Origin of the sequence: Streptomyces sp. NPDC102278, assembly GCF_044766345.1 — a bacterium.
GTDB lineage: Bacteria > Actinomycetota > Actinomycetes > Streptomycetales > Streptomycetaceae > Streptomyces.
Map to the genome: position 1 here is coordinate 587,697 of NZ_JBIWLV010000003.1, position 20,884 is coordinate 608,580.

The 20,884-nt window shown below is 71.3% G+C and carries 12 protein-coding genes; 9 read left to right on the top strand and 3 right to left on the bottom strand.

The features are described 5' to 3' along the window. Positions 1-24: 24 nt before the first annotated feature. Together ACIRO3_RS11740 and ACIRO3_RS11745 are read left to right on the top strand one after the other, a co-directional pair. A complete protein-coding gene (locus tag ACIRO3_RS11740) occupies positions 25-1,575 on the top strand; it encodes an APC family permease (RefSeq protein ID WP_404135099.1) in 1,551 nt (516 codons plus the stop codon). Then, on the top strand, positions 1,497-3,083 hold the full coding sequence (locus tag ACIRO3_RS11745; RefSeq protein WP_404135102.1) for an amidohydrolase: 1,587 nt from the start codon (positions 1,497-1,499) through the stop codon (positions 3,081-3,083). The genes ACIRO3_RS11740 and ACIRO3_RS11745 overlap by 79 nt, the downstream gene beginning before the upstream one ends. Positions 3,084-3,114: 31 nt before the next feature. Here the strand turns inward: ACIRO3_RS11745 and ACIRO3_RS11750 are convergent, their stop codons facing one another. The 3 genes from ACIRO3_RS11750 to ACIRO3_RS11760 all read right to left on the bottom strand — a co-directional run bounded on the left by ACIRO3_RS11750 (position 3,115) and on the right by ACIRO3_RS11760 (position 6,786). After that, positions 3,115-4,002, bottom strand: a complete 888-nt coding sequence (locus tag ACIRO3_RS11750; protein WP_404135104.1) for a phosphatase PAP2 family protein — start codon at positions 4,000-4,002, stop codon at positions 3,115-3,117. Positions 4,003-4,097: 95 nt separating this feature from the next. Continuing rightward, positions 4,098-5,129: a LacI family DNA-binding transcriptional regulator gene (locus ACIRO3_RS11755; RefSeq protein ID WP_366001028.1), complete on the bottom strand. Its 1,032-nt coding sequence runs from the start codon at positions 5,127-5,129 to the stop codon at positions 4,098-4,100. A gap of 25 nt (positions 5,130-5,154) precedes the next feature. After that, complete coding sequence (locus tag ACIRO3_RS11760; RefSeq protein ID WP_404135108.1) at positions 5,155-6,786, bottom strand: glycoside hydrolase family 13 protein; 1,632 nt, start codon at positions 6,784-6,786, stop codon at positions 5,155-5,157. 222 nt (positions 6,787-7,008) lie between these two features. On the opposite strand from ACIRO3_RS11760, the gene ACIRO3_RS11765 reads away from it, so the two are divergent. The 7 genes from ACIRO3_RS11765 (at position 7,009) to pulA (ending at position 20,820) form a co-directional block, all read left to right on the top strand. Then, the gene (locus tag ACIRO3_RS11765) at positions 7,009-8,283 is read left to right on the top strand and encodes an extracellular solute-binding protein (protein WP_361785822.1); all 1,275 of its coding nucleotides are present in this window, start codon (positions 7,009-7,011) and stop codon (positions 8,281-8,283) included. An 8-nt stretch (positions 8,284-8,291) separates the two neighbouring features. Continuing rightward, positions 8,292-9,329: a sugar ABC transporter permease gene (locus tag ACIRO3_RS11770; protein WP_361785825.1), complete on the top strand. Its 1,038-nt coding sequence runs from the start codon at positions 8,292-8,294 to the stop codon at positions 9,327-9,329. Next, positions 9,326-10,198: a sugar ABC transporter permease gene (locus ACIRO3_RS11775; RefSeq protein WP_404135112.1), complete on the top strand. Its 873-nt coding sequence runs from the start codon at positions 9,326-9,328 to the stop codon at positions 10,196-10,198. Before ACIRO3_RS11770 ends, ACIRO3_RS11775 begins: the two co-directional genes overlap by 4 nt. A 49-nt stretch (positions 10,199-10,247) precedes the next feature. Then, positions 10,248-11,849 (top strand): alpha-amylase family glycosyl hydrolase, encoded by a 1,602-nt coding sequence (locus ACIRO3_RS11780; protein ID WP_404135114.1) that lies wholly within the window; start codon positions 10,248-10,250, stop codon positions 11,847-11,849. Beyond that, positions 11,837-12,853, top strand: coding sequence for a LacI family DNA-binding transcriptional regulator (locus tag ACIRO3_RS11785; RefSeq protein WP_361785832.1), 1,017 nt, complete (start codon positions 11,837-11,839; stop codon positions 12,851-12,853). Before ACIRO3_RS11780 ends, ACIRO3_RS11785 begins: the two co-directional genes overlap by 13 nt. 792 nt (positions 12,854-13,645) lie before the next feature. Further along, the gene (locus tag ACIRO3_RS11790; protein WP_404135119.1) at positions 13,646-15,373 is read left to right on the top strand and encodes a carbohydrate-binding module family 20 domain-containing protein; all 1,728 of its coding nucleotides are present in this window, start codon (positions 13,646-13,648) and stop codon (positions 15,371-15,373) included. A 95-nt stretch (positions 15,374-15,468) separates the two neighbouring features. Beyond that, on the top strand, positions 15,469-20,820 hold the full coding sequence (gene pulA / locus ACIRO3_RS11795; protein ID WP_404135121.1) for a pullulanase-type alpha-1,6-glucosidase: 5,352 nt from the start codon (positions 15,469-15,471) through the stop codon (positions 20,818-20,820). Positions 20,821-20,884 lie beyond the last annotated feature (64 nt).

Genomic DNA, 20,884 nt, shown 5'->3' on the forward strand with positions numbered 1-20,884 from the left:
CCGTTCGCAGAAGGGTGCCTCCGCATGCCCCAAACGCCGGAACCGCCGGCCGCCGGAACCACCCCCGTCCCGCGCCGCGCCACCCTCGGCACCGCCGACATCTCCTTCTTCGTCGTCTCGGCGGCCGCCCCCCTCACCGTCATGGCCGGCGTCGCCCCCGTCGCCATCCTCCTCGGCGGCATCGGCGCCCCCGCCGGATACCTCCTCGCCGGGCTCACCCTCGCCGTCTTCGCCGTCGGCTTCACCACCATGAGCCGCCACGTCCGCAGCGGCGGCGCGTTCTACGCGTACATCACCCGCGGCCTCGGCAAGCACGTCGGCATCGGCGCCGCCCTCCTCGCCCTCGTCGGCTACAACGGCATGGAGATCGGCGTCTACGGCCTCCTCGGCACCACCACCGCCGACACCGCCCACGCCCTCTGGGGCCCGGACGTCCCCTGGCTGCCCGTCTCCCTCGTCGGCCTCGCCCTCATCTGGTACGGCGGCTTCCGCTCCATCGACTTCGGCGCCAAACTGCTCGGCGTCCTGCTCGTCGCCGAGACCGGCATACTCGTCCTGCTCGCCGCCGGAGTACTCCTCCAGGGCGGCGCCCACGGCCTGTCCGCCGGCTCCTTCGCACCCGGCGCGATCCTCGTCCCCGGCACCGCTGCCGTCCTGGCCTTCGCCTTCGCCGCCTTCACGGGCTTCGAGTCCACCGTCATCTACCGCCGCGAGGCCCGCGACCCGGACCGGACCATCCCGCGCGCCACCTACATCGCCGTCGCCTTCCTCGGCCTCTTCTACGCCTTCATCGTCTGGACCGTCATCCAGGCCTTCGGCGCCGACGCCGTCGTCGCGGCCGCCGCCGAGGACCCCGGCGGCCTCTTCTTCGCCGCGATCAGCACCTACGTCGGACCGTGGGCCGCCGACCTGATGCACGTCTTCATCGTCACCAGCGTCATCGCCTCCCTCCTCGCCTTCCACAACGCCATCAACCGCTACGGCCTCGCCCTCGCCGAGGAAGGCGTCCTGCCCGCCGCCCTCGGCAGGATCCACCCCCGACACGGCTCCCCGTACGTGGCCGGCGTCGCCCAGACCGTCCTCGGCGCGGTGATCGTCCTCGGATTCGCCCTCGCCGACGCCGACCCGTACCAGCAGTTGCTGCTCTGGGTGAACACCCCGGGCATGATCGGCCTCATGGCACTGATGCTGCTGGCCGCCATCGCCATCCCCGTCTACTTCCGCCGCGTCCCCCACGACGAAGGCCCCTGGCGAACCCTGATCGCGCCGGTCGCCGCGGCCGCCCTGCTCACCGTCGCGATCTTCCTGGTCACCTCCAAGGTGGACCTGTTCACCCTGGCCTCGCCCACCGTCAACACGATCCTCGTGGCCGTCGTCCCCGCCGTCTTCCTCGGCGGACTCGGCCTCGCCCGCCGCCTGAAGAAGCGCCGCCCCGAGATCTACGCCCGCTTCGCCGAAGAGCCCACCACCCGCGTACACCCCGAAGGAGAAGAGCCGTGCCCGCTGCCGACACCGTCCTCACCGGAGCCCGCGTCCGCACCCTCGACCCCGACCGCCCCGAGGCCCGCGCGGTAGCCGTCCGCGACGGCGAGATCCTCGCCGTCGGCGACGAGAACGACGTACGGCACTGGCGCGGACCCGCAACCGAGGTGATCGACCTCGACGGCGCCACCCTCACCCCCGGCCTCACCGACGCCCACAGCCACCCCGTCTGGGGCATCGAGATGGCCACCGGCACCGACCTCTCCGCCGTCCGGGACCTCGACCAACTCCGCGCCGCCCTGCGCACCGCCGACCGCGGACCCGCAGGTTGGATCGTCGGCCACGGCCTCGACCACAACGCCTTCGGCGGCCGCCCCGTCGACCGCTCCCTCATCGAGGACGCCCTCGCCGGCGCCCCCGCCTTCCTGCGCCTGTACGACGGCCACTCCGCCCTCGCCTCCGAAGCGGCCCTCCGGGCCGCCGGCATCACCGGGCCGCGCACCTTCGCCCAGCGCTCCGAGATCGTCTGCGACGCACAGGGCCGACCCACCGGCCACCTCGTCGAACACGCCGCGATGGACCTGGTCGGCGCCCTCGTCCCCAAGCCCTCCTCCGCCGAGCGCCGAGGCCGCCTCCTCGCCCTCCTCGCCGAGATGGCCGCCGGCGGACTCACCGGAGCCCACGTGATGGACCTCGGCGACGGCGACGTACCGGCCCTGCTGTCCACCGTCGAGTACGAGGGCGACCTGCCGCTGCGCCTGCGGCTGTCCCCCTGGTGCATGCCGGGCGCCGGCCCCGACGAACTGGAGGAACTGATCGAACTCCAACTCCTCCGGGGCCGCCACTGGCGGATCGGCGGGGTGAAGTTCTTCATGGACGGCACCGTCGAGGGCGGAACGGCCTGGCTGGAACACGCCGACTGCCACGGCCAGGGCACGGACGCCTTCTGGCCCGACCCGCGCGCCTACTCCCGGGCGGTACGCACCCTCGACGCGGCCGGCGTCGCCACCGCCACCCACGCCATCGGGGACGCCGCCGTCCGGCACGTCCTGGACACGGTCGCCGACCTGGGACCGCAGACCCGGGCGCGGCACCGGATCGAGCACATCGAGACCGTCCCCGACGGCCAGCTGAAGCGGTTCGCGGAACTCGGGGTGATCGCCTCGATGCAGCCGCCGCACACCGCGTACACCCGGGCCGACCACAGCGACGAATGGTCGAAGCGACTCGGGGACGACCGGGCGGCCCGGGCCTGGCGCTGCCGGGACCTGCGCGACGCCGGGGCGGTGCTCGCCCTCGGCTCCGACTGGCCCATCGCCCACCACGACGCCCGTCGGGTCCTGGCGATCGCCCGCAGCCCCCTCGGCGCGGCCTCGACGGGAGCCGCCCTCACCGGGCTGATGGCACTGGAGGGCATGACCTCGCACGCCGCGCTCGCGGCCGGGGAGGAGAGGGTGGCGGGCCGCGTCGCGGCCGGCTTCCGGGCGGACCTGACGGCCTTCGCCCTCGACCCGGTGGACTCGGCGCCGGACGAAGTGGCCGAGGCGCCGATCCGACTCACGATGTCGGGCGGCCGGATCACGCACCGCGCGGGCCGATGAGGCGCGGGCGCGGCACAGCGCGGTAGAACGGTCAGCGCGAGAGGCGGTTCGCCAGCGCCGCCGCCACCGGATGCCGATCCACGGCCCGGGGGTGGCGGGGCAACCGGTGCGGGAGCGACCCGTACCAGGCGCGCGAGAGCGCGTATCCGAAGGCCAGGCAGAGCATGCCGCCCACGGCGTCGAGCCAGAAGTGGTTCGCGGTGGCCACGATGACGACCAGCGTCGCCGTCGGGTACAGCAGGCCCAGGATCCGGACCCAGGGAGCCGAGGCGATCGCGAAGATCGTCAGCCCGCACCAGAGCGACCACCCTATGTGCATCGACGGCATGGCGGCGTACTGGTTCGACATGTGCTTGAGGTTGCCCGAGGCCATGGAACCCCAGGTGTGGTGCACCAGCACCGTGTCGATGAAGTCCTGCCCGTTCATCAACCGGGGCGGCGCGAGCGGGTAGAAGAAGTAGCCGACCAGGGCCACGCCCGTGGTGGCGAAGAGCACCGTGCGGGTGGCCGCGTAACGCCCCGGGTGAAAGCGGTAGATCCACACCAGCACACCGATGGTCACGACGAAGTGCAGCGTGGCGTAGTAGTAGTTCATGCCGACGATCAACCACGTCACCGAGTTGACGGCATGGTTGATCGACTGCTCCACGGCGATGCCCAGGGTGCGCTCGACGCCCCAGATCCAGTCGGCGTTCGCCAGCGCGACCGCCTTCTGCTCCGGGACGGCGTTGCGGATCAGCGAGTACGTCCAGTAACTGACCGCGATCAGCAGGACCTCGAACCAGATCCGGGGCCGGCGGGGCGAGCGGAGCCGGGTGAGCAGGGAACGATCGGCGGCCGGGCGGGCCTCGCTCTCGGTCACGGTGGGTGACGAGACGTCCGTCCGGGTTTCCAGTGTCTTCACGCTCGCTTCACCCATGGGAGAGGAGTCTGCCAGATGCGTACTCGCCTTCGATCATCCCGTGGGACCGTCTTCGACCCGCCCGCTCCACCCCGGGGATGACGGGATCCCCCTCAGGGCGTACGCCGCTGCCTGGGCCCCGACGCGGTCGACCCGCGGACCACCAACTCGGGAAGGAAGACGAACTCGCTGTGCGGGGCCGGCGTACCGCCGATCTCCTCCAGCAGGGTCCGGACCGCCGCCTGCCCCATGGCCTGCACCGGCTGCCTGATCGTGGTCAACGGTGGATCCGTGAACGCTATGAGAGGGGAGTCGTCGAAGCCCACCACCGACACGTCCTGCGGAACCCGCAGACCCCGCTGCCGCGCGGCCCGGATCGCACCGAGGGCCATCATGTCGCTCGCGCACACCACCGCCGTGCACCCCCGCGCGATCAACGCGGTCGCCGCGGCCTGGCCACCCTCCAGCGTGTACAGCGAGTGCTGGATCAGCTCCTCGATCTCGGCCTCGCCGAGCCCCAGCCGTTCCTTCATGCCGAGCCGGAAACCCTCGATCTTGCGCAACACCGGCACGAACCGCTTCGGGCCGACCGCCAGACCGATCCGCGTGTGCCCGAGCGCCGTCAGGTGCGTCACCGCGAGCTGCATCGCCGCCCGGTCGTCCGGCGAGACGAACGGAGCCTGGACCTTGTCGGAGAAGCCGTTGATCAGGACGTACGGAACGCCCTGCCCGCGGAGCTGGTCGTAGCGCCCCATGTCGGCCGTGGTGTCGGCGTGCAGACCGGACACGAAGATGATCCCGGAGACCCCGCGGTCCACCAGCATCTCCGTCAGCTCGTCCTCGGTGGACCCGCCGGGCGTCTGCGTGGCCAGCACCGGGGTGTACCCCTGCCGGGTCAGCGCCTGCCCGATGACCTGCGCCAGCGCCGGGAAGATGGGGTTGTCGAGTTCGGGGGTTATCAGACCGACGAGCCCGGCGCTGCGTTGGCGCAGCTTCACGGGCCGCTCGTAGCCCAGCACGTCGAGCGCGGCCAGCACGGACTCGCGGGTGCCTGCGGCCACACCGGGCTTGCCGTTGAGCACGCGGCTGACTGTGGCTTCGCTGACCCCCGCCTGGGCTGCGATGTCGGCTAGCCGTGCGGTCACGGGATTGGACTGTACCGGTCACACGTCACAATGCCCACCACGTGCACGAGTCCGCGGGCAACAGGACACTGCGACCGTCCGTTTCCACGGGCGCGCTGGAGAGCACCGGCCGCCCCGGCGAGGGGAGTTGGAGCGCCCGGGAGCGGGTGTTGAGGGTGCAGGCGAAGCCGGGGCGGGTGAACAGCAGCACCCCTTCCGGAGCGGGCAGCCACGTCAGGCCCCCCGCGTCCGGGGAACCGAGCCCGGGCAACGCGCGCCGCAGCTCCAGGGCCGCCCGGTACAGCTCCAGCGTGGAGTGCGGGTCGCCGGTCTGCGCGGCGACGCTCAGCCCCGCCCAGTCGGCGGGCTGCGGCAGCCAACTGCCGCCCGGCCCGAAATCGTACGGAGGCGCCTCGCCGGACCAGGGGATCGGAATCCGGCAGCCGTCGCGCAGCCCGTCCTGCCCCGACCCGCGATGGAACGCGGGGTCCCGGCGGACGGCGTCGGGGAGGTCGGTGACCTCGGGCAGACCGAGTTCCTCGCCCTGGTAGACGTACGCCGACCCGGGCAGCGCCAACATCAACAGCGCGGCGGCCCGCGCCCGGGCCAGACCCCGGGCGCCACCCCCGTAACGGGTGACGTGCCGCACCACGTCGTGGTTGGACAACACCCACGTCGTCGGCGCGCCCACCGAGGCGGTGGCGGCCAGGGACTCGTCGATGACGACCCGCATCGCCACGGCGTCCCACGGGCAGTTCAGAAAACGGAAGTTGAAGGCCTGGTGCAGCTCGTCGGGCCGGACGTACAGAGCGAGCCGCTCCGAGGTCGGGGCCCAGGCCTCCGCCACCCCGATCGCGACCCCCGGGCGCGGGCCCTCGTGCGCGTCGAGGAGCCGCCGCCAGGAACGGTGGATCGCGTGGACCCCGTCCTGGTCGAAGAAGGGGAGCGGCTCGGTGCCGATCAGGGTGGCCTGGGCGGCGTGACCGATGTCGGGCAGCCCGGGCGCCTTGACCATGCCGTGCGCCACGTCCACCCGGAACCCGTCCACGCCGAGGTCCAGCCAGAACCGCAGCACGTCCGCGAACTCGGCGGCCACCTCCGGGTGGTCCCAGTCCAGGTCGGGCTGCTCGGGCGCGAACAGGTGCAGGTACCACTCGCCGTCCTCGACGCGGGTCCACGCGGGACCCCCGAAGATCGACTCCCAGTCGTTGGGCGGCAGCTCGCCGGCCGCGCCCCGCCCCGCCCGGAAGTGGTACCGCCCCCGGGCGGCGGGATCCTCCAGGGCCGCCCGGAACCAGGGGTGCTCCGCGGAGGTGTGGTTCGGCACCACGTCCACGATGACCCGCAGCCCCAGGGCGTGCGCGGCCCGCAGCAGCTCGGCCGCGTCGCAAAGGTCGCCGAAGAGCGGATCGACGGCCCGGTAGTCGGCGACGTCGTAGCCGCCGTCCGCCTGCGGGGAGACGTAGAAGGGGGTCAGCCACACGGCGTCGACCCCCAGGCGGGCCAGGTGGGGGAGCCGCTCGCGCACCCCGTTCAGATCGCCGACGCCGTCGCCGTCACTGTCGGCGAAGGAGCGCACGTACACCTGATAGATGACGGCATCGCGCCACCAGCCGTCGCCCGCGCCGGTGTCGCTGGAAGCGCTTGCAAGCCGGGGCGCGGTCAGCTCATGGGTCATGCCGGGGTCAACGCGGGGACGCACCCCCTGGTTGCGGGCCCGTGGACTCGAAGTCGGCTCGAACGAACAGCAAGCTGCGGCAACCGTACGGACACACGGATGTAACGATCACCATCGCTTGCAGAAAATTGCCGCAAGGTCTTTCGGTCGGCTTTCAGTCTTGTTACGTTCCTGGCAACTCGGGACCGCGAGGAAGCGGCCGGGATCATCGAAGGAGTTCATATGCGGCGTGGCATAGCGGCCACCGCGCTGGTCGCGGCCCTGGCGCTCGCGGCGACGGCTTGCAGCGGTGACAGCGGGAACGACAACGGCGACACCAAGGCCGGCGGTGAGCTGACCGGCACGGTGACGTGGTGGGACACCTCGAACGACGCCGAGAAGGCCAGCTTCCAGAAGATCGCCGAGGCGTTCACCGCGAAGCACCCCAAGGTCACCGTCAAGTACGTCAACGTCCCGTACGGCGACGCGCAGAACAAGGCCAAGAACGCCTTCACCAGCGGCTCCGAGGCCCCTGACGTGATCCGCGCCGACGTCGGCTGGGTCGCCGACTTCGCCTCCCTCGGCTACCTCGACGAGGTACCCGCCGAGACCGCCAAGAAGGTGGACGCGGAGTTCCTCCCGCAGGCCGCGGCCAGCGGCAAGTACGAGGGCAAGACCTACGCCGTCCCGCAGGTCATCGACACCCTCGGCCTCTTCTACAACAAGAAGATGCTCGCGGACGCCGGCGTCAAGCCCCCCACCACCCTGGAGGAGCTGAAGACCGCCTCCGCCGCCATCAAGGCGAAGACCGGCAAGGCCGGCCTGTACCTGCGCGGCGACGACTCCTACTGGTTCCTCCCGCTGATCTACGGAGAGGGCGGCGACCTCGTCGACGCGAAGACCAAGACGGTCACCGTCGACAACGCCGCCGGCGTCAAGGCCTTCAAGACCGCCCGCGACCTGGTCACCTCCGGCGCGGCGATCACCAACGCCACCGACGGCTGGGTCAACATGCAGACCGCCTTCAAGTCGGGCGAGGTCGCCATGATGATCAACGGCCCCTGGGCCGTCGCCGACAGCTACGCCGGCGACCAGTTCAAGGACAAGGCCAACCTCGGCGTCGCAGCCGTCCCGGCCGGCTCCGTCAAGGCCGGCGCCCCGCAGGGCGGCCACGACCTCGCCGTCTACGCCGGCTCCAAGAACCGCGCCGCCGCGCACGCCTTCGTGGAGTACATGACCTCCCAGGAGGTCCAGGTCCAGTCCGCCAAGGACCTGAGCCTGCTCCCGACCCGCACGGCCGCCTACGAGCAGCCGGACGTCAAGGGCAGCGAGATGGTCCAGTTCTTCAAGCCGGCCGTCGACAAGGCCGTCGAACGCGCCTGGATCCCGGAGAACGGCTCCCTCTTCGAGCCGCTGAAGGTCGAATACACCAAGGCGGTCACCGGGGCGGCAAGCCCCGAGGACGCCGCCAAGGCGGCCGGCGTCGAGTTCCGCAAGATCCTCAAGGGCTGGAAGTAGACAAGACCATGGCTGCTCACACCAGCCAGTCGGTGGCGAAGGCCGCGGGCAACGATGACGGCGCCGAGAGCGTCGACATCGCGGCCCGCGGCCGGAGCCGCAGGACTGACAGCGGGAATCGCGGTGGCTTCAAGCGCGCGCTGGCCACCCACTGGTACGCCTGGACGATGATCACCCCCGTGGTGCTCGTCCTCGGCGTCATCATCGGCTGGCCCCTCGTCCGCGGCGTCTACCTGTCGCTGACCGACGCCAACGAGCGCAACGTCGGCCGCACCATCGGCGCCAACCACATCGAGGCCACCTACGAGTTCGTCGGCCTCGACAACTACGCGGCCGTCCTCTCCGACCCGGTGTTCCTGCAACGGCTGGTGTGGACGGTCAGCTGGACCGTCCTGTGCGTGTCGATCACCTTCGCGCTCGGACTGGCCCTGGCCACCATGCTCAACCGGGACTTCAAGGGACGCGCCGCCTACCGGATGGCACTCATCCTGCCCTGGGCCGTGCCCGGCTTCGTCTCCGTCTTCGCCTGGCGGTTCCTCTTCAACCGCGACAACGGCATCCTCAACAAGCTGCTCGACGGCGGCGGCATCGCCGCCATCCCGTGGCTCGACGACCCGACGTGGGCCAAGGTCTCCGTCATCACCGTCAACGTCTGGCTCGGCGTCCCCTTCATGATGGTCGCCCTCCTCGGCGGCCTCCAGTCCATCCCCGGCGAACTCTACGAAGCCGCCGAGATGGACGGCGCCACCCCCTGGCAGCGGTTCCGGCACATCACCCTGCCCGGCCTGCGCGCCGTCAGCATGACCGTGATCCTGCTCTCCACCATCTGGACCTTCAACATGTTCCCGGTGATCTTCCTGCTGACGCGGGGCGGACCGGGCGACTCCACCGAGATCCTGGTGACCCAGGCCTTCCGCCAGGCCTTCGTGGCCAGCCCGCGCGACTTCGCGGGCTCCGCCACCTGGGGCGTGCTCATCCTCGCCCTGCTCATGATCTTCGCGCTGGTCTACCGGCGCTCGCTGCGCAAGCAGGGAGAGGTGTGGTGACCGTGTCGACCGCCACGAACAAGGAACAGGGGGCCGGACCCCGCCGGGGACGCCGCTCCCCGACCGCCTCCGTCGGACTGCACGCCACCCTGGTCGTCGCGTCCGTCATCGCCGTCTTCCCGGTCCTGTGGGTCCTGCTGACCTCGATCAAGCCCGCGAAGCACGCCATCAGCACCGACTTCGTGAAGGAACCCACCCTCGACAACTACCGCTACCTGGTGGAGTCGACCTCCTTCTTCTCCTGGTTCGCGAACTCCGTCCTCGTCGCCGGCGTCACCACGATCCTCGGCGTGTTCATCGCGGCCACCACCGGCTACGCCGTCAGCCGGTTCAAGTTCCCCGGCATGAAACCGCTGATGTGGACCCTGCTCATCACGCAGATGTTCCCCATGGCCATCCTCATCGTCCCGCTCTACAACCTCATGGGACAGCTCGGCCTGCTCAACCAGCCCGTCGGCCTGATCATCACGTACCTCACCATCGCCGTGCCCTTCTGCGCCTGGATGATGAAGGGCTTCTTCGACACCATCCCGGTGGAGATCGACGAATCCGGCCGGGTCGACGGCCTCAACCCCTTCGGCACCTTCTGGCGACTGATCCTCCCCCTGGCCAAGCCCGGCCTCGCCGTGACCGGCTTCTACGCCTTCATCACCGCCTGGGGCGAAGTCGCCTACGCCTCCGCCTTCATGGTCGGCGACGAGAACCTCACCCTGGCCGGCGGACTGCAGACCTTCGTCACGCAGTACACCTCCAACTGGGGAGCGATGACAGCCGCCTCGGTCCTCATCGCCATCCCCGCCGCCGTCTTCTTCCTCTTCGCCCAGCGTCACCTCGTCGCCGGGATGACCGCAGGCGCGACCAAGGGCTGACCACCCCTGCCTGCTCCCGCATCACCGGCCCGATCTCTTCAAGGACGACATGACCCAGCACCTCGCCGACGCCCTCCCCACCACGACCGGTACCCAGCCCGGCTGGTGGAGAGAAGCGGTGATCTACCAGGTCTATCCGCGCAGTTTCGCCGACTCCAACGGGGACGGCATGGGGGACCTCGAAGGCATCCGGAGCCGACTGCCCTACCTCAAGGAACTGGGCGTCGACGCCGTCTGGCTCAGCCCCTTCTACGCCTCCCCGCAGGCCGACGCCGGATACGACGTCGCCGACTACCGGGCCATCGACCCCATGTTCGGCACCCTGCACGACGCCGACGCCGTGATCCGCGAAGCCCACGCCCTGGGCCTGCGCATCATCGTGGACCTCGTCCCCAACCACTGCTCCGACCAGCACGAATGGTTCAAGCAGGCGCTCCGCGAAGGGCCCGGATCCCCGCTGCGCGAACGCTTCCACTTCCGGCCCGGCCAGGGCGACGACGGATCCCGACCCCCCAACGACTGGGAGTCGATCTTCGGGGGTCCCGCGTGGACCCGCGTCGAGGACGGCGAGTGGTACCTGCACCTCTTCGCACCCGAGCAGCCCGACTTCAACTGGGAACACCCCGCCGTCCAGGACGAGTTCCGCTCCATCCTGCGGTTCTGGCTCGACCTCGGCGCCGACGGCTTCCGCATCGACGTCGCCCACGGCCTCGTCAAGGCCCCCGGCCTGCCCGACCTCGGCCGCGACGAGCAACTCAAGCTCCTCGGCAACCAGGTCCTCCCCTTCTTCGACCAGGACGGCGTCCACGAGATCTACCGCTCCTGGCGCACCGTCCTCGACGAGTACGCCGGCGACCGCATCGGCGTCGCCGAGGCCTGGACCCCCAGCGCCGACCGCACCGCGCTGTACCTGCGCCCCGACGAACTCCACCAGGCCTTCAACTTCCACTACCTGAACACCGGTTGGGACGCCGAGGCGCTGCGCTCCGCCATCGACGACTCCCTCGACGCCATGCGGCCCGTCGGCGCGCCGACGACGTGGGTGTTGTCCAACCACGACGTGGTGCGGCACGTCACCCGTTACGGGGGTGGCGCCCGGGGTCTGGCCCGGGCGCGGGCCGCCGCGCTGTTGATGTTGGCGCTGCCCGGGTCGGCGTACGTCTACCAGGGCGAGGAACTCGGTCTGCCCGAGGTCACCGACCTCCCCGACGCCGTCCGCCAGGACCCGTCCTTCTTCAAGGAGAACGGCCAGGACGGGCTGCGCGACGGCTGCCGCGTACCGATCCCGTGGTCCGGCGAGCAGGCCCCGTACGGCTTCGGCAGCGGCGGCAGCTGGCTGCCGCAGCCCGCCGACTGGGCCGGCCTGAGCGTCGAGGCGCAGACCGGCGACCCGCACTCCACGCTGGAGCTGTACCGGGCCGCGCTGCGCATCCGCCGCGAGCGGGACGACCTGGGCGCGGGCGACTCCGTGCACTGGCTGGAAGCCCCCGAAGGCGTACTGGCCTTCCGTCGCGGCGCGTTCACCTGCACGGTCAACACCACCGGTGAGCCCGTACGCATGTACCTGCCGGGCACGGCGCTGCTGGCCAGCGCCGAGCTGACCGACGCGGACGTACTGCCCGGCGACACGGCGGTGTGGTGGCAGGGGTGACCAACCCCCTCAGGCTGACGGACATCGCCGCGCAGGCCCAGGTCAGCGAGGCGACCGTCAGCCGCGTCCTCAACGGGAAGGCGGGCGTCGCGGCCGGCACCCGGCACAAGGTGCTGGCCGCGCTCGACCTGCTGGGCTACGAACGCCCGGTGCGGCTCAAACGCCGCAGCAACGGTCTCGTCGGCCTGCTCATCCCGGAGCTCACCAACCCCATCTTCCCGGCGTTCGCGCAGGTCATAGAGCAGGCGCTGGCGGGGCACGGGTACACGCCGGTGCTCTGTACCCAGACGCCGGGCGGGGCCACCGAGGACGAGCTGGTCGAACAACTGGAGGAGCGGGGGGTCACCGGCATCGTCTTCCTGTCCGGCCTGCACGCCGACTCCACCACCGACCCCTCGCGCTACCAACGGCTCGCCTCCCGGGGAGTGCCGTTCGTCCTGATCAACGGCTTCAACGAGCACGTCAACGCGCCCTTCATCTCCCCGGACGACCGGGCGGCCGCCGACATGGCCGTCCGGCACCTGGAAGACCTCGGGCACCGCCGCATCGGCCTGGCCATCGGGCCGACGCGCTACGTCCCCTCGGCGCGCAAGGAGGCCGGCTTCACCGCCGCCCTGCCCTCGGCCGCCGCCGAAGGGCTCATCCAGCGCACCCTGTTCACCGTCGAGGGCGGCCACGCGGCGGGCGGAGCCCTGCTCGACCGCGGGTGCACCGGCATCGTCTGCGGCAGCGACCCGATGGCGCTCGGGGTCATCCGCGCGGCCCGCGAGCGGGGGCTGCGCGTACCGGAGGACGTGTCGGTCGTCGGTTTCGACGACTCCCCGCTGATCGCCTTCACGGACCCGCCGCTGACAACGGTCCGCCAACCGGTCCGCGCGATGGCGACGGCCGCGGTGGGCGCCCTGCTCGAAGCGGTGTCGGGAACGCCCGTCCAGCGCACGGAGTACGTCTTCCAACCGGAACTGGTGGTGAGAGGCTCGACGGGCCAGGGGCCGGGGGACTGAGCGGGGGCTTCGTGCGGGTGGGGGCTTCGTGGGTGGGGCGGGGGTGGGGGTGGGCGGTGCCCTGCCGGGTCGGGGGTGTGAGGGGTTGGGGGGATCCGAGGGAGAGCGGGCCCGTCGGAGAAGGGTGGGGAGACTCCGTTCGCAGGACCCGCTCAAACAGCACATCAAGATGTGACGGGCGGCCCCGCCCGAGGTCGCGACAGATCGCTACACCCTTGCTCTCGGCCAAGCGTCTGCAACCCGTCGTGCGCTGGACATAGGCCGCGACAGGACGTTGTTCGGTGGGACTCGGCTCGGCGTCTGCGGCCCACCTGTGGTCGGGGACAAGCCACCCGAGGCCATGACGTGGCGCCCTGCCTGCTTGCCGTGAGGGCTTGACGGCAACAGAAGACGGTCCAGTCGTTCCTGATTGACGTCAAGCGCCCAACGATCCACCGGTGCGCCCCTGATCACCCGCAGGCGCCTCTCCCCTGCGCACGCACCTCCCGGACCGCTGCTTGTGCCCAGCCCCAGGCGGCCTGTAGACGCTGAGCCGAGAGCAAGTGTGCTGACGGGACGCCCCCAACCCCTCACAGCCCCGATCCGGCGGGGCACCGCCCACCCCACCCCCGCCCCACCCACGAAGCCCCCACCCGCACGAAGCCCCCCGCCCCCCACCCCGGCGGCGTTCCGGCACAAGTCGGGACACCTCGACGAAACAATTCTGCAATCCCTTGCGCAAGCTCTTGCAGGGGTTCGGCCTGGGGCCTACCGTCGCTGCAATCCCCACCTCTTCCGCCAGGAGGCCCCCGCATGCCTGCCAGAGCCGTCAGTGCTGCAAGAACCGCCAGAGCCACAACCCTGTTCGCCGCCACCGCACTTGTCGCCGCGTCCTTCACCGTTCAGGCCCCCCGGGCGGTCGCCGCCGCCCCCGGCGCCAAGGACGTCACCGCCGTGTTGTTCGAGTGGCGCTTCGACTCCGTCGCGCGGGCCTGCACGGACAGCCTGGGGCCCGCCGGGTACGGGTACGTCCAGGTGTCGCCTCCGCAGGAGCACATCCAGGGCGATCAGTGGTGGACTTCGTACCAGCCCGTCAGCTACAAGATCGCGGGGAGGCTCGGTGACCGGGCGGCCTTCAAGGCGATGGTCGACACCTGTCACGCCGCCGGCGTGAAGGTGGTCGCCGACTCCGTCATCAACCACATGGCGGCCGCCGACGGCGTCGGGACGGGCGGCTCTTCGTACACGAAGTACGGCTACCCCGGCCTCTACTCCGGCGCCGACATGGACGACTGTCGGGCGACGATCTCGAACTACCAGGACCGGGGCAACGTCCAGAACTGCGAACTGGTGCAGCTCGCCGACCTCGACACCGGTGAGGACCACGTGCGCGGCCGGATCGCCGGCTACCTCAACGACCTGCTCTCCCTCGGCGTCGACGGTTTCCGGATCGACGCGGCCAAGCACATGCCGGCCGCCGACCTCGCCAACATCAAGTCCCGACTGACCAACCCGGCCGCCTACTGGAAGCAGGAGGCGATCTTCGGGGGCGGCGAGGCCGTGTCGCCGTCCGAGTACCTCGGCACCGGGGACGTGCAGGAGTTCCGCTACGCCCGCGATCTGAAGCGGGTCTTCCAGAGCGAGAACCTCGCCCACCTGAAGAACTTCGGTGAGGCGTGGGGGTACATGCCCTCCGGCCAGTCCGCCGTGTTCGTCGACAACCACGACACGGAGCGCGGCGGTGACACGCTCAGCTACAAGGACGGCTCCGCCTACACCCTCGCCAACGTGTTCATGCTGGCCTGGCCGTACGGTTCGCCGGACGTGCACTCCGGTTACGAGTGGAGCCAGAAGGACGCCGGTCCGCCCAACGGAGGCTCGGTGAGCGCCTGTTACGTCGACGGTTGGAAGTGTCAGCACGCCTGGCGGGAGATCTCCTCCATGGTGGCCCTCCGCAACGCCGCGCGCGGCCAGTCCGTCACCGACTGGTGGGACAACGGCGGCGACCAGATCGCGTTCGGGCGCGGCGCCAAGGCGTACGTGGCGCTCAACCACGAGGGTTCGGCGCTGACGCGGACCTTCCAGACGTCCCTCCCGGCGGGCGGTTACTGCGACGTCCAGAGCGGACGGACGGTCACGGTCGACTCGGCCGGCCGGTTCACGGCCACCCTCGGCGCCGGCAGTGCGGTCGCCCTGCACGTGAACGCCCGTACCTGCGCCGGTGGCACGACCCCGCCGCCCGCCGCGGAGGCCGGCGCCTCGTTCGCCGTGAACGCCTCCACGGTCCTCGGCCAGAACATCCACGTGACGGGTGACCGGGCCGAGCTCGGGAACTGGAACGCCTCCGTCGCGCCGAAGCTGGACCCGGCGGCCTACCCGGTGTGGAAGCTCGACGTCACGCTCCCGCCCGGCACGTCCTTCTCGTACAAGTACGTGCGCAAGGACGCCTCCGGGAACGTCACCTGGGAGAGCGGCGCCAACCGCTCCGCCACCGTCCCCGCCAACGGCCGGGTCACGTTGACCGACGCCTGGCGCAACTGATCCCGCCCCCGAACCAGGGCCGCCCGGCACCTCACCCCCCGCCACCGCCGGGCGGTCCTCGTCCCACGCAGACACGTGACCGAGGAGTCCTTGCCTTGATACGCCCCGCCGCGGGGGTGCTCGCCGCCGCCCTGGCCGTGACGCTCCTGCCCGCCCTCCCGGCCTCGGCCGCCTCCCGGCCGCCGGCCCCGCCCTCGGACGCCGCGATGGCGGCCGAGCCGGCCCGCCACGACCTGACCCGGGAGCAGTTCTACTTCGTCCTCCCGGACCGGTTCGCGAACGGTGATCCGCGCAACGACCGGGGCGGGTTGACCGGCTCCCGGCTGGAGACCGGTCTGGATCCGACGGACAAGGGCTTCTACCAGGGCGGTGACCTCAAGGGGCTGACGGACCGGCTCGACTACATCAAGGGGCTCGGCACGACGGCCATCTGGATGGCGCCGATCTTCAAGAACCAGCCGGTGCAGGGGGCGGGCCCCGATGCCTCGGCCGGCTACCACGGCTACTGGATCACCGATTTCACGCAGGTGGATCCGCACTTCGGCACCAACGCCGACCTGGAACGGCTGATCGACAAGGCGCACGGGAAGGGGATGAAGGTCTTCTTCGACGTCATCACCAACCACACCGCCGATGTCGTCGATCATCGCGAGGCCTCGCGCGGCTACCTCTCGAAGGGCGCCTTCCCGTACCTGACCAGGGACGGGGTGCCCTTCGACGACTCCGACTACGCCGACGGGAAGCGGAAGTTCCCCGCGACGGACGCCGACTCCTTCCCGCGCACCCCCGTCGTCCCCGACGCGAAGAAGAAGGTCAAGGTCCCGGCCTGGCTCAACGACCCGTCGATGTACCACAACCGGGGCGACTCCACCTTCGCCGGCGAGTCCTCCGAGCAGGGCGACTTCTCGGGCCTGGACGACCTGTGGACCGAACGTCCCGAGGTGGTCGACGGGATGGAGAAGATCTATGAGAAGTGGGTCCGGGACTTCGACATCGACGGCTTCCGCATCGACACGGTCAAGCACGTCAACACCGGGTTCTGGACGCGGTGGGCCACCGCCCTCGACGCGTACGCGGCCAAGCGCGGACGCGAGGACTTCTTCATGTTCGGCGAGGTGTACTCCGCCGACACCGCCGTCACCTCCCCGTACGTGACCCGCGGCCGGCTCGACGCCACCCTGGACTTCCCGCTCCAGGACGCGATCCGCGCGTACGCCTCCCAGGGCGCGGGGGCCTCGCGGATGGGCTCCGTACTGGGCGACGACCACCGGTACACGACCGACAAGGCGAACGCCTACGAGCAGGTCACCTTCCTCGGCAACCACGACATGGGCCGCTTCGGGACCTTCCTGAAGCAGGACCGGCCCGAGGCGGGGGAGCGGGAGCTGCTGGACCGCTACCGGCTGGCCAACGAGCTGATGTTCCTCTCCCGGGGCAATCCGGTGATCTACTCCGGTGACGAGCAGGGTTTCACGGGCGCCGGCGGCGACAAGGACGCCCGCCAGCCCCTCTTCGCCTCGCGGACCGCCGACTACCTGGACGACGACCAGCTCGGCACGGCGCGCACCCACGCGAGCGACGCCTACGATCCGGAGCACCCGCTCTACCGGCAGATCAGTGCTCTCGCGAAGCTGACCCGGGACCACCCGGCCCTGCGGGACGGCGTCCAGAGCGCGCGCCTCGACACCGACTCCGTCCACGCGGTCGCCCGGACCGACGCCCGTACCCGTACCGAGTACCTGGTGGCCTCGAACAACGCGACCGGGCCCCGCACCGTGGAGCTCGACGCGCCCGCCAGCGCCGGCTACCGCACCCTCTACGGCGGCGCCCCCTACGCCGGGACCGTCCGGGCCTCCGCCGCCGGCAAGCTCACCGTCACCGTCCCCGCGCTGGGCTCGGTGGTCCTGGGGGCCACCGCCCCCCTGGCCCCGCCCGCGACCAGGCCTGCCCTGACGCTGAAGGCCCCGGCCGCCGGCGCCACCGGCACCGTCGAGTTGTCCGCCGAGGTCACCGGAGGTTCCCTGAACCGGGTCGTCTTCGCCGCCCAGGTCGGCGCCGGGAAGTGGCAGGTCCTCGGCTCGGCCGACCACGCCCCGTACAAGGTCACGCAGCACGTCACGGCCGCTCCCGGTACCCCGCTGCGCTACAAGGCGGTCGTCGTCGACTCCGCCGGTCGCACCGCGAGCGCCCTCGCCGAGTCCGTCGCCGGCCAGGCCCCGCCCGCCCCGGCCCCCGGCGCGACGCAGCGCGAGTACGCGGTGGTGCACTACAACCGGCCCGACGGCGACTACGCGAACTGGCGGCTGTACGCCTGGGGCGACATCGCCGAGGGCGAGGCCACGCCCTGGCCGGAGGGGCACGCGTTCACCGGGCGCGACGCGTACGGCGCCTTCGCGTACGTCCGCCTCAAGCCCGGGGCCTCCTCGGTGAACTACCTGGTCATCGACAAGGACGGCAACAAGGACGTCGCCGCGGACAGAACCGTCGACGTGACGAGGACCGGCGAGATCTGGCTCGAACAGGGCAAGGAGGCGGCCCGCACCGAACGCCCCGCCCAACCGCCCCAGGACACCACCAAGGCCGTCCTGCACCACCAGCGCCCCGACGGCGCGTACGACGGCTGGGGGCTGCACGTCTGGGCCGGCGCCGCGCACCCCACCGACTGGTCGAAGCCCCTGCCGCCCACCCGCTTCGACTCCTTCGGCGCGGTCTACGAGGTCCCGCTCGCCGAAGGCGCCCAGAGCCTGAGCTACATCCTCCACAAGGGCGACGAGAAGGACCTGCCCACCGACCAGTCGCTGGACCTGAAGGCCACGGGCCTCGAGGTCTGGATGCTCGGCGGCAAGGAGCGCTACCTCCTCCCGCAACCCGCCGGTTCGGCCGCCGCCCTGGACCTCGCCAAGGCCGAGGCCGTCTGGATCGACCGCGACACCGTCGCCTGGAAGGCCCCCGAGGCCGCCGCCTCCCTCCAGCTCCTCGCCTCCCGCGAGGGCCGGATCACCGTCGACGACGGAAGGCTGCGGGAGGAGGGCGCCGCCTGGCTGCGCCTGAACCGCTCCGAACTCACCGCCGCCCAGCGCAAGAAGTTCCCGCACCTGGCCGCGTACGCCGCCTTCACCGTCGACGTCCGCGACCGCGACCGGGTCCGCGAGGCACTGCGCGGCCAACTCGTCGCGAGCGCCCGCGCCGCGAACGGCGCCGTCCTCGCCGCCACCGGCGTACAACTCGCCGGCGTCCTCGACGACCTGTACGCCACCACGGCCCCGCTCGGCCCCGTCTTCAAGGACGGCCGGCCCACCCTCTCGGTCTGGGCCCCCACCGCCCGGAAGGTCTCCCTCGAACTCGACGGCCGTACCGTCGCCATGCGGCGCGACGACGCCACCGGCGTCTGGTCCGTGCGCGGCGAGCGGAGCTGGACCGGCAAGCCGTACCGCTACGACGTCACCGTCTGGGCCCCCAGCACCCGCCGGATGGTCCGCAACCTGGTCACCGACCCGTACTCCACCGCCCTGACCACCGACTCGGCCCGCAGCCTGGCCGTGGACCTCACCGACCCGAAGCTCGCCCCGACCGGCTGGCGGGGCCTCAAGAAGCCCGCGCCCGTCCCCTTCACCTCCGCGCAGATCCAGGAGCTCCACATCCGGGACTTCTCCGTCGCGGACCGCACCAGCACTCACCCCGGCCAGTACCTGGCCTTCACCGACACCGGCTCGGCCGGCATGCGGCACCTGCGCGACCTCGCCGCCGCCGGCGCCTCCTACGTCCACCTGCTGCCGGCCTTCGACATCGGCACCATCCCGGAGGAGCCCGGCGACCGCACCGAACCCGCCTGCGACCTGAAGGCGTACGCCCCCGACAGCGAACAGCAGCAGGCCTGCGTGAGCGCCGGCGCCGCGAAGGACGCCTACAACTGGGGCTACGACCCCCTGCACTACACCGTGCCCGAGGGCTCCTACGCGAGCGACCCGAACGGCACGGCCCGCACCGTCGAGTTCCGCAGGATGGTCCAGTCGCTGAACGGCGCCGGACTGCGCACGGTCATGGACGTGGTCTACAACCACACGGTGGCCGCCGGGCAGTCGGACAAGTCCGTCCTCGACCGGATCGTGCCCGGCTACTACCAGCGGCTGCTGCCCGACGGCGCCGTGGCCACCTCCACCTGCTGCGCCAACACCGCGCCGGAGAACGCCATGATGGGCCGGCTCGTCGTCGACTCGATCGTCACCTGGGCCAAGGAGTACAAGGTCGACGGCTTCCGCTTCGACCTCATGGGGCACCACCCGAAGGACAACATCCTGGCCGTGCGCAAGGCCCTCGACGCACTGACCGTCGCCAAGGACGGGGTCGACGGCAAGCGGATCGTCCTCTACGGCGAGGGCTGGAACTTCGGCGAGGTCGCCGACGACGCCCGGTTCGTGCAGGCCACGCAGAAGAACATGGCCGGTACCGGCATCGCCACCTTCTCCGACCGCTCGCGCGACGCGGTCCGCGGCGGCGGCCCCTTCGACGAGGACCCCGGCGTCCAGGGCTTCGCCTCCGGACTGTTCACCGCCCCCAACTCCTCGCCCGCGAACGGCACTCCCGAGGAGCAGCGGGCCCGGCTGCTGCACGCCCAGGACCTGATCAAGGTCGGGTTGACCGGCAACCTGGCCTCGTACGCCTTCACCGACACCACCGGCCGCCGGATCAAGGGCTCCGAGCTGGACTACAACGGCGCCCCCGCCGGCTACGCGGCCGCCCCCGGCGACGCCCTGGCCTACGCCGACGCCCACGACAACGAGTCCCTGTACGACGCCCTGACCTTCAAGCTCCCCCAGGGCACCCCGGAGGCCGACAAGGCCCGCATGCAGGTCCTCGCCATGGCCACCGCGACCCTCTCGCAGGGCCCGGCGCTCTCCCAGGCCGGCACGGACCTGCTGCGCTCGAAGTCCCTGGACCGCAACTCCTTCGACAGCGGCGACTGGTTCAACGCCATCCACTGGGACTGCCGCGACGGCAACGGCTTCGGCCGGGGCCTCCCGCCGGCCGCCGACAACCGGCCCAAGTGGCCGTACGCGAAGTCCCTCCTGATCGGCCAGGCCCCCGGCTGCCCCGAGACCACCGGAACCTCCGCCGCCTACCGCGACCTGCTCAGGATCCGTACGACGGAGCCGGCTTTCGCCCTCACCACGGCCGACGCCGTCCAGCGGACCATCGGCTTCCCGCTCTCCGGGACCGAGGAGACCCCCGGAGTGATCACCATGACCGCCGGTGACCTGGTGGTGGTGTTCAACGCCACCCCGGCCGGTCAGTCCCAGCGGGTGGCCGACCTCGCCGGCCGGGCCTACGCGCTGCACCCGATTCAGGCCGCGGGCTCCGACGCCGCCGTGAAGGGGGCCGCGTACGACACGCGGGCGGGGCGGTTCACCGTCCCGGCCCGGACGGTCGCGGTCTTCAAGCGCGGCTGACCGGACCTTCGCTTTCCGCTGCGGCGGCGTCGGACCCGGTCCGGCGCCGCCGTCGCGCGTGGTG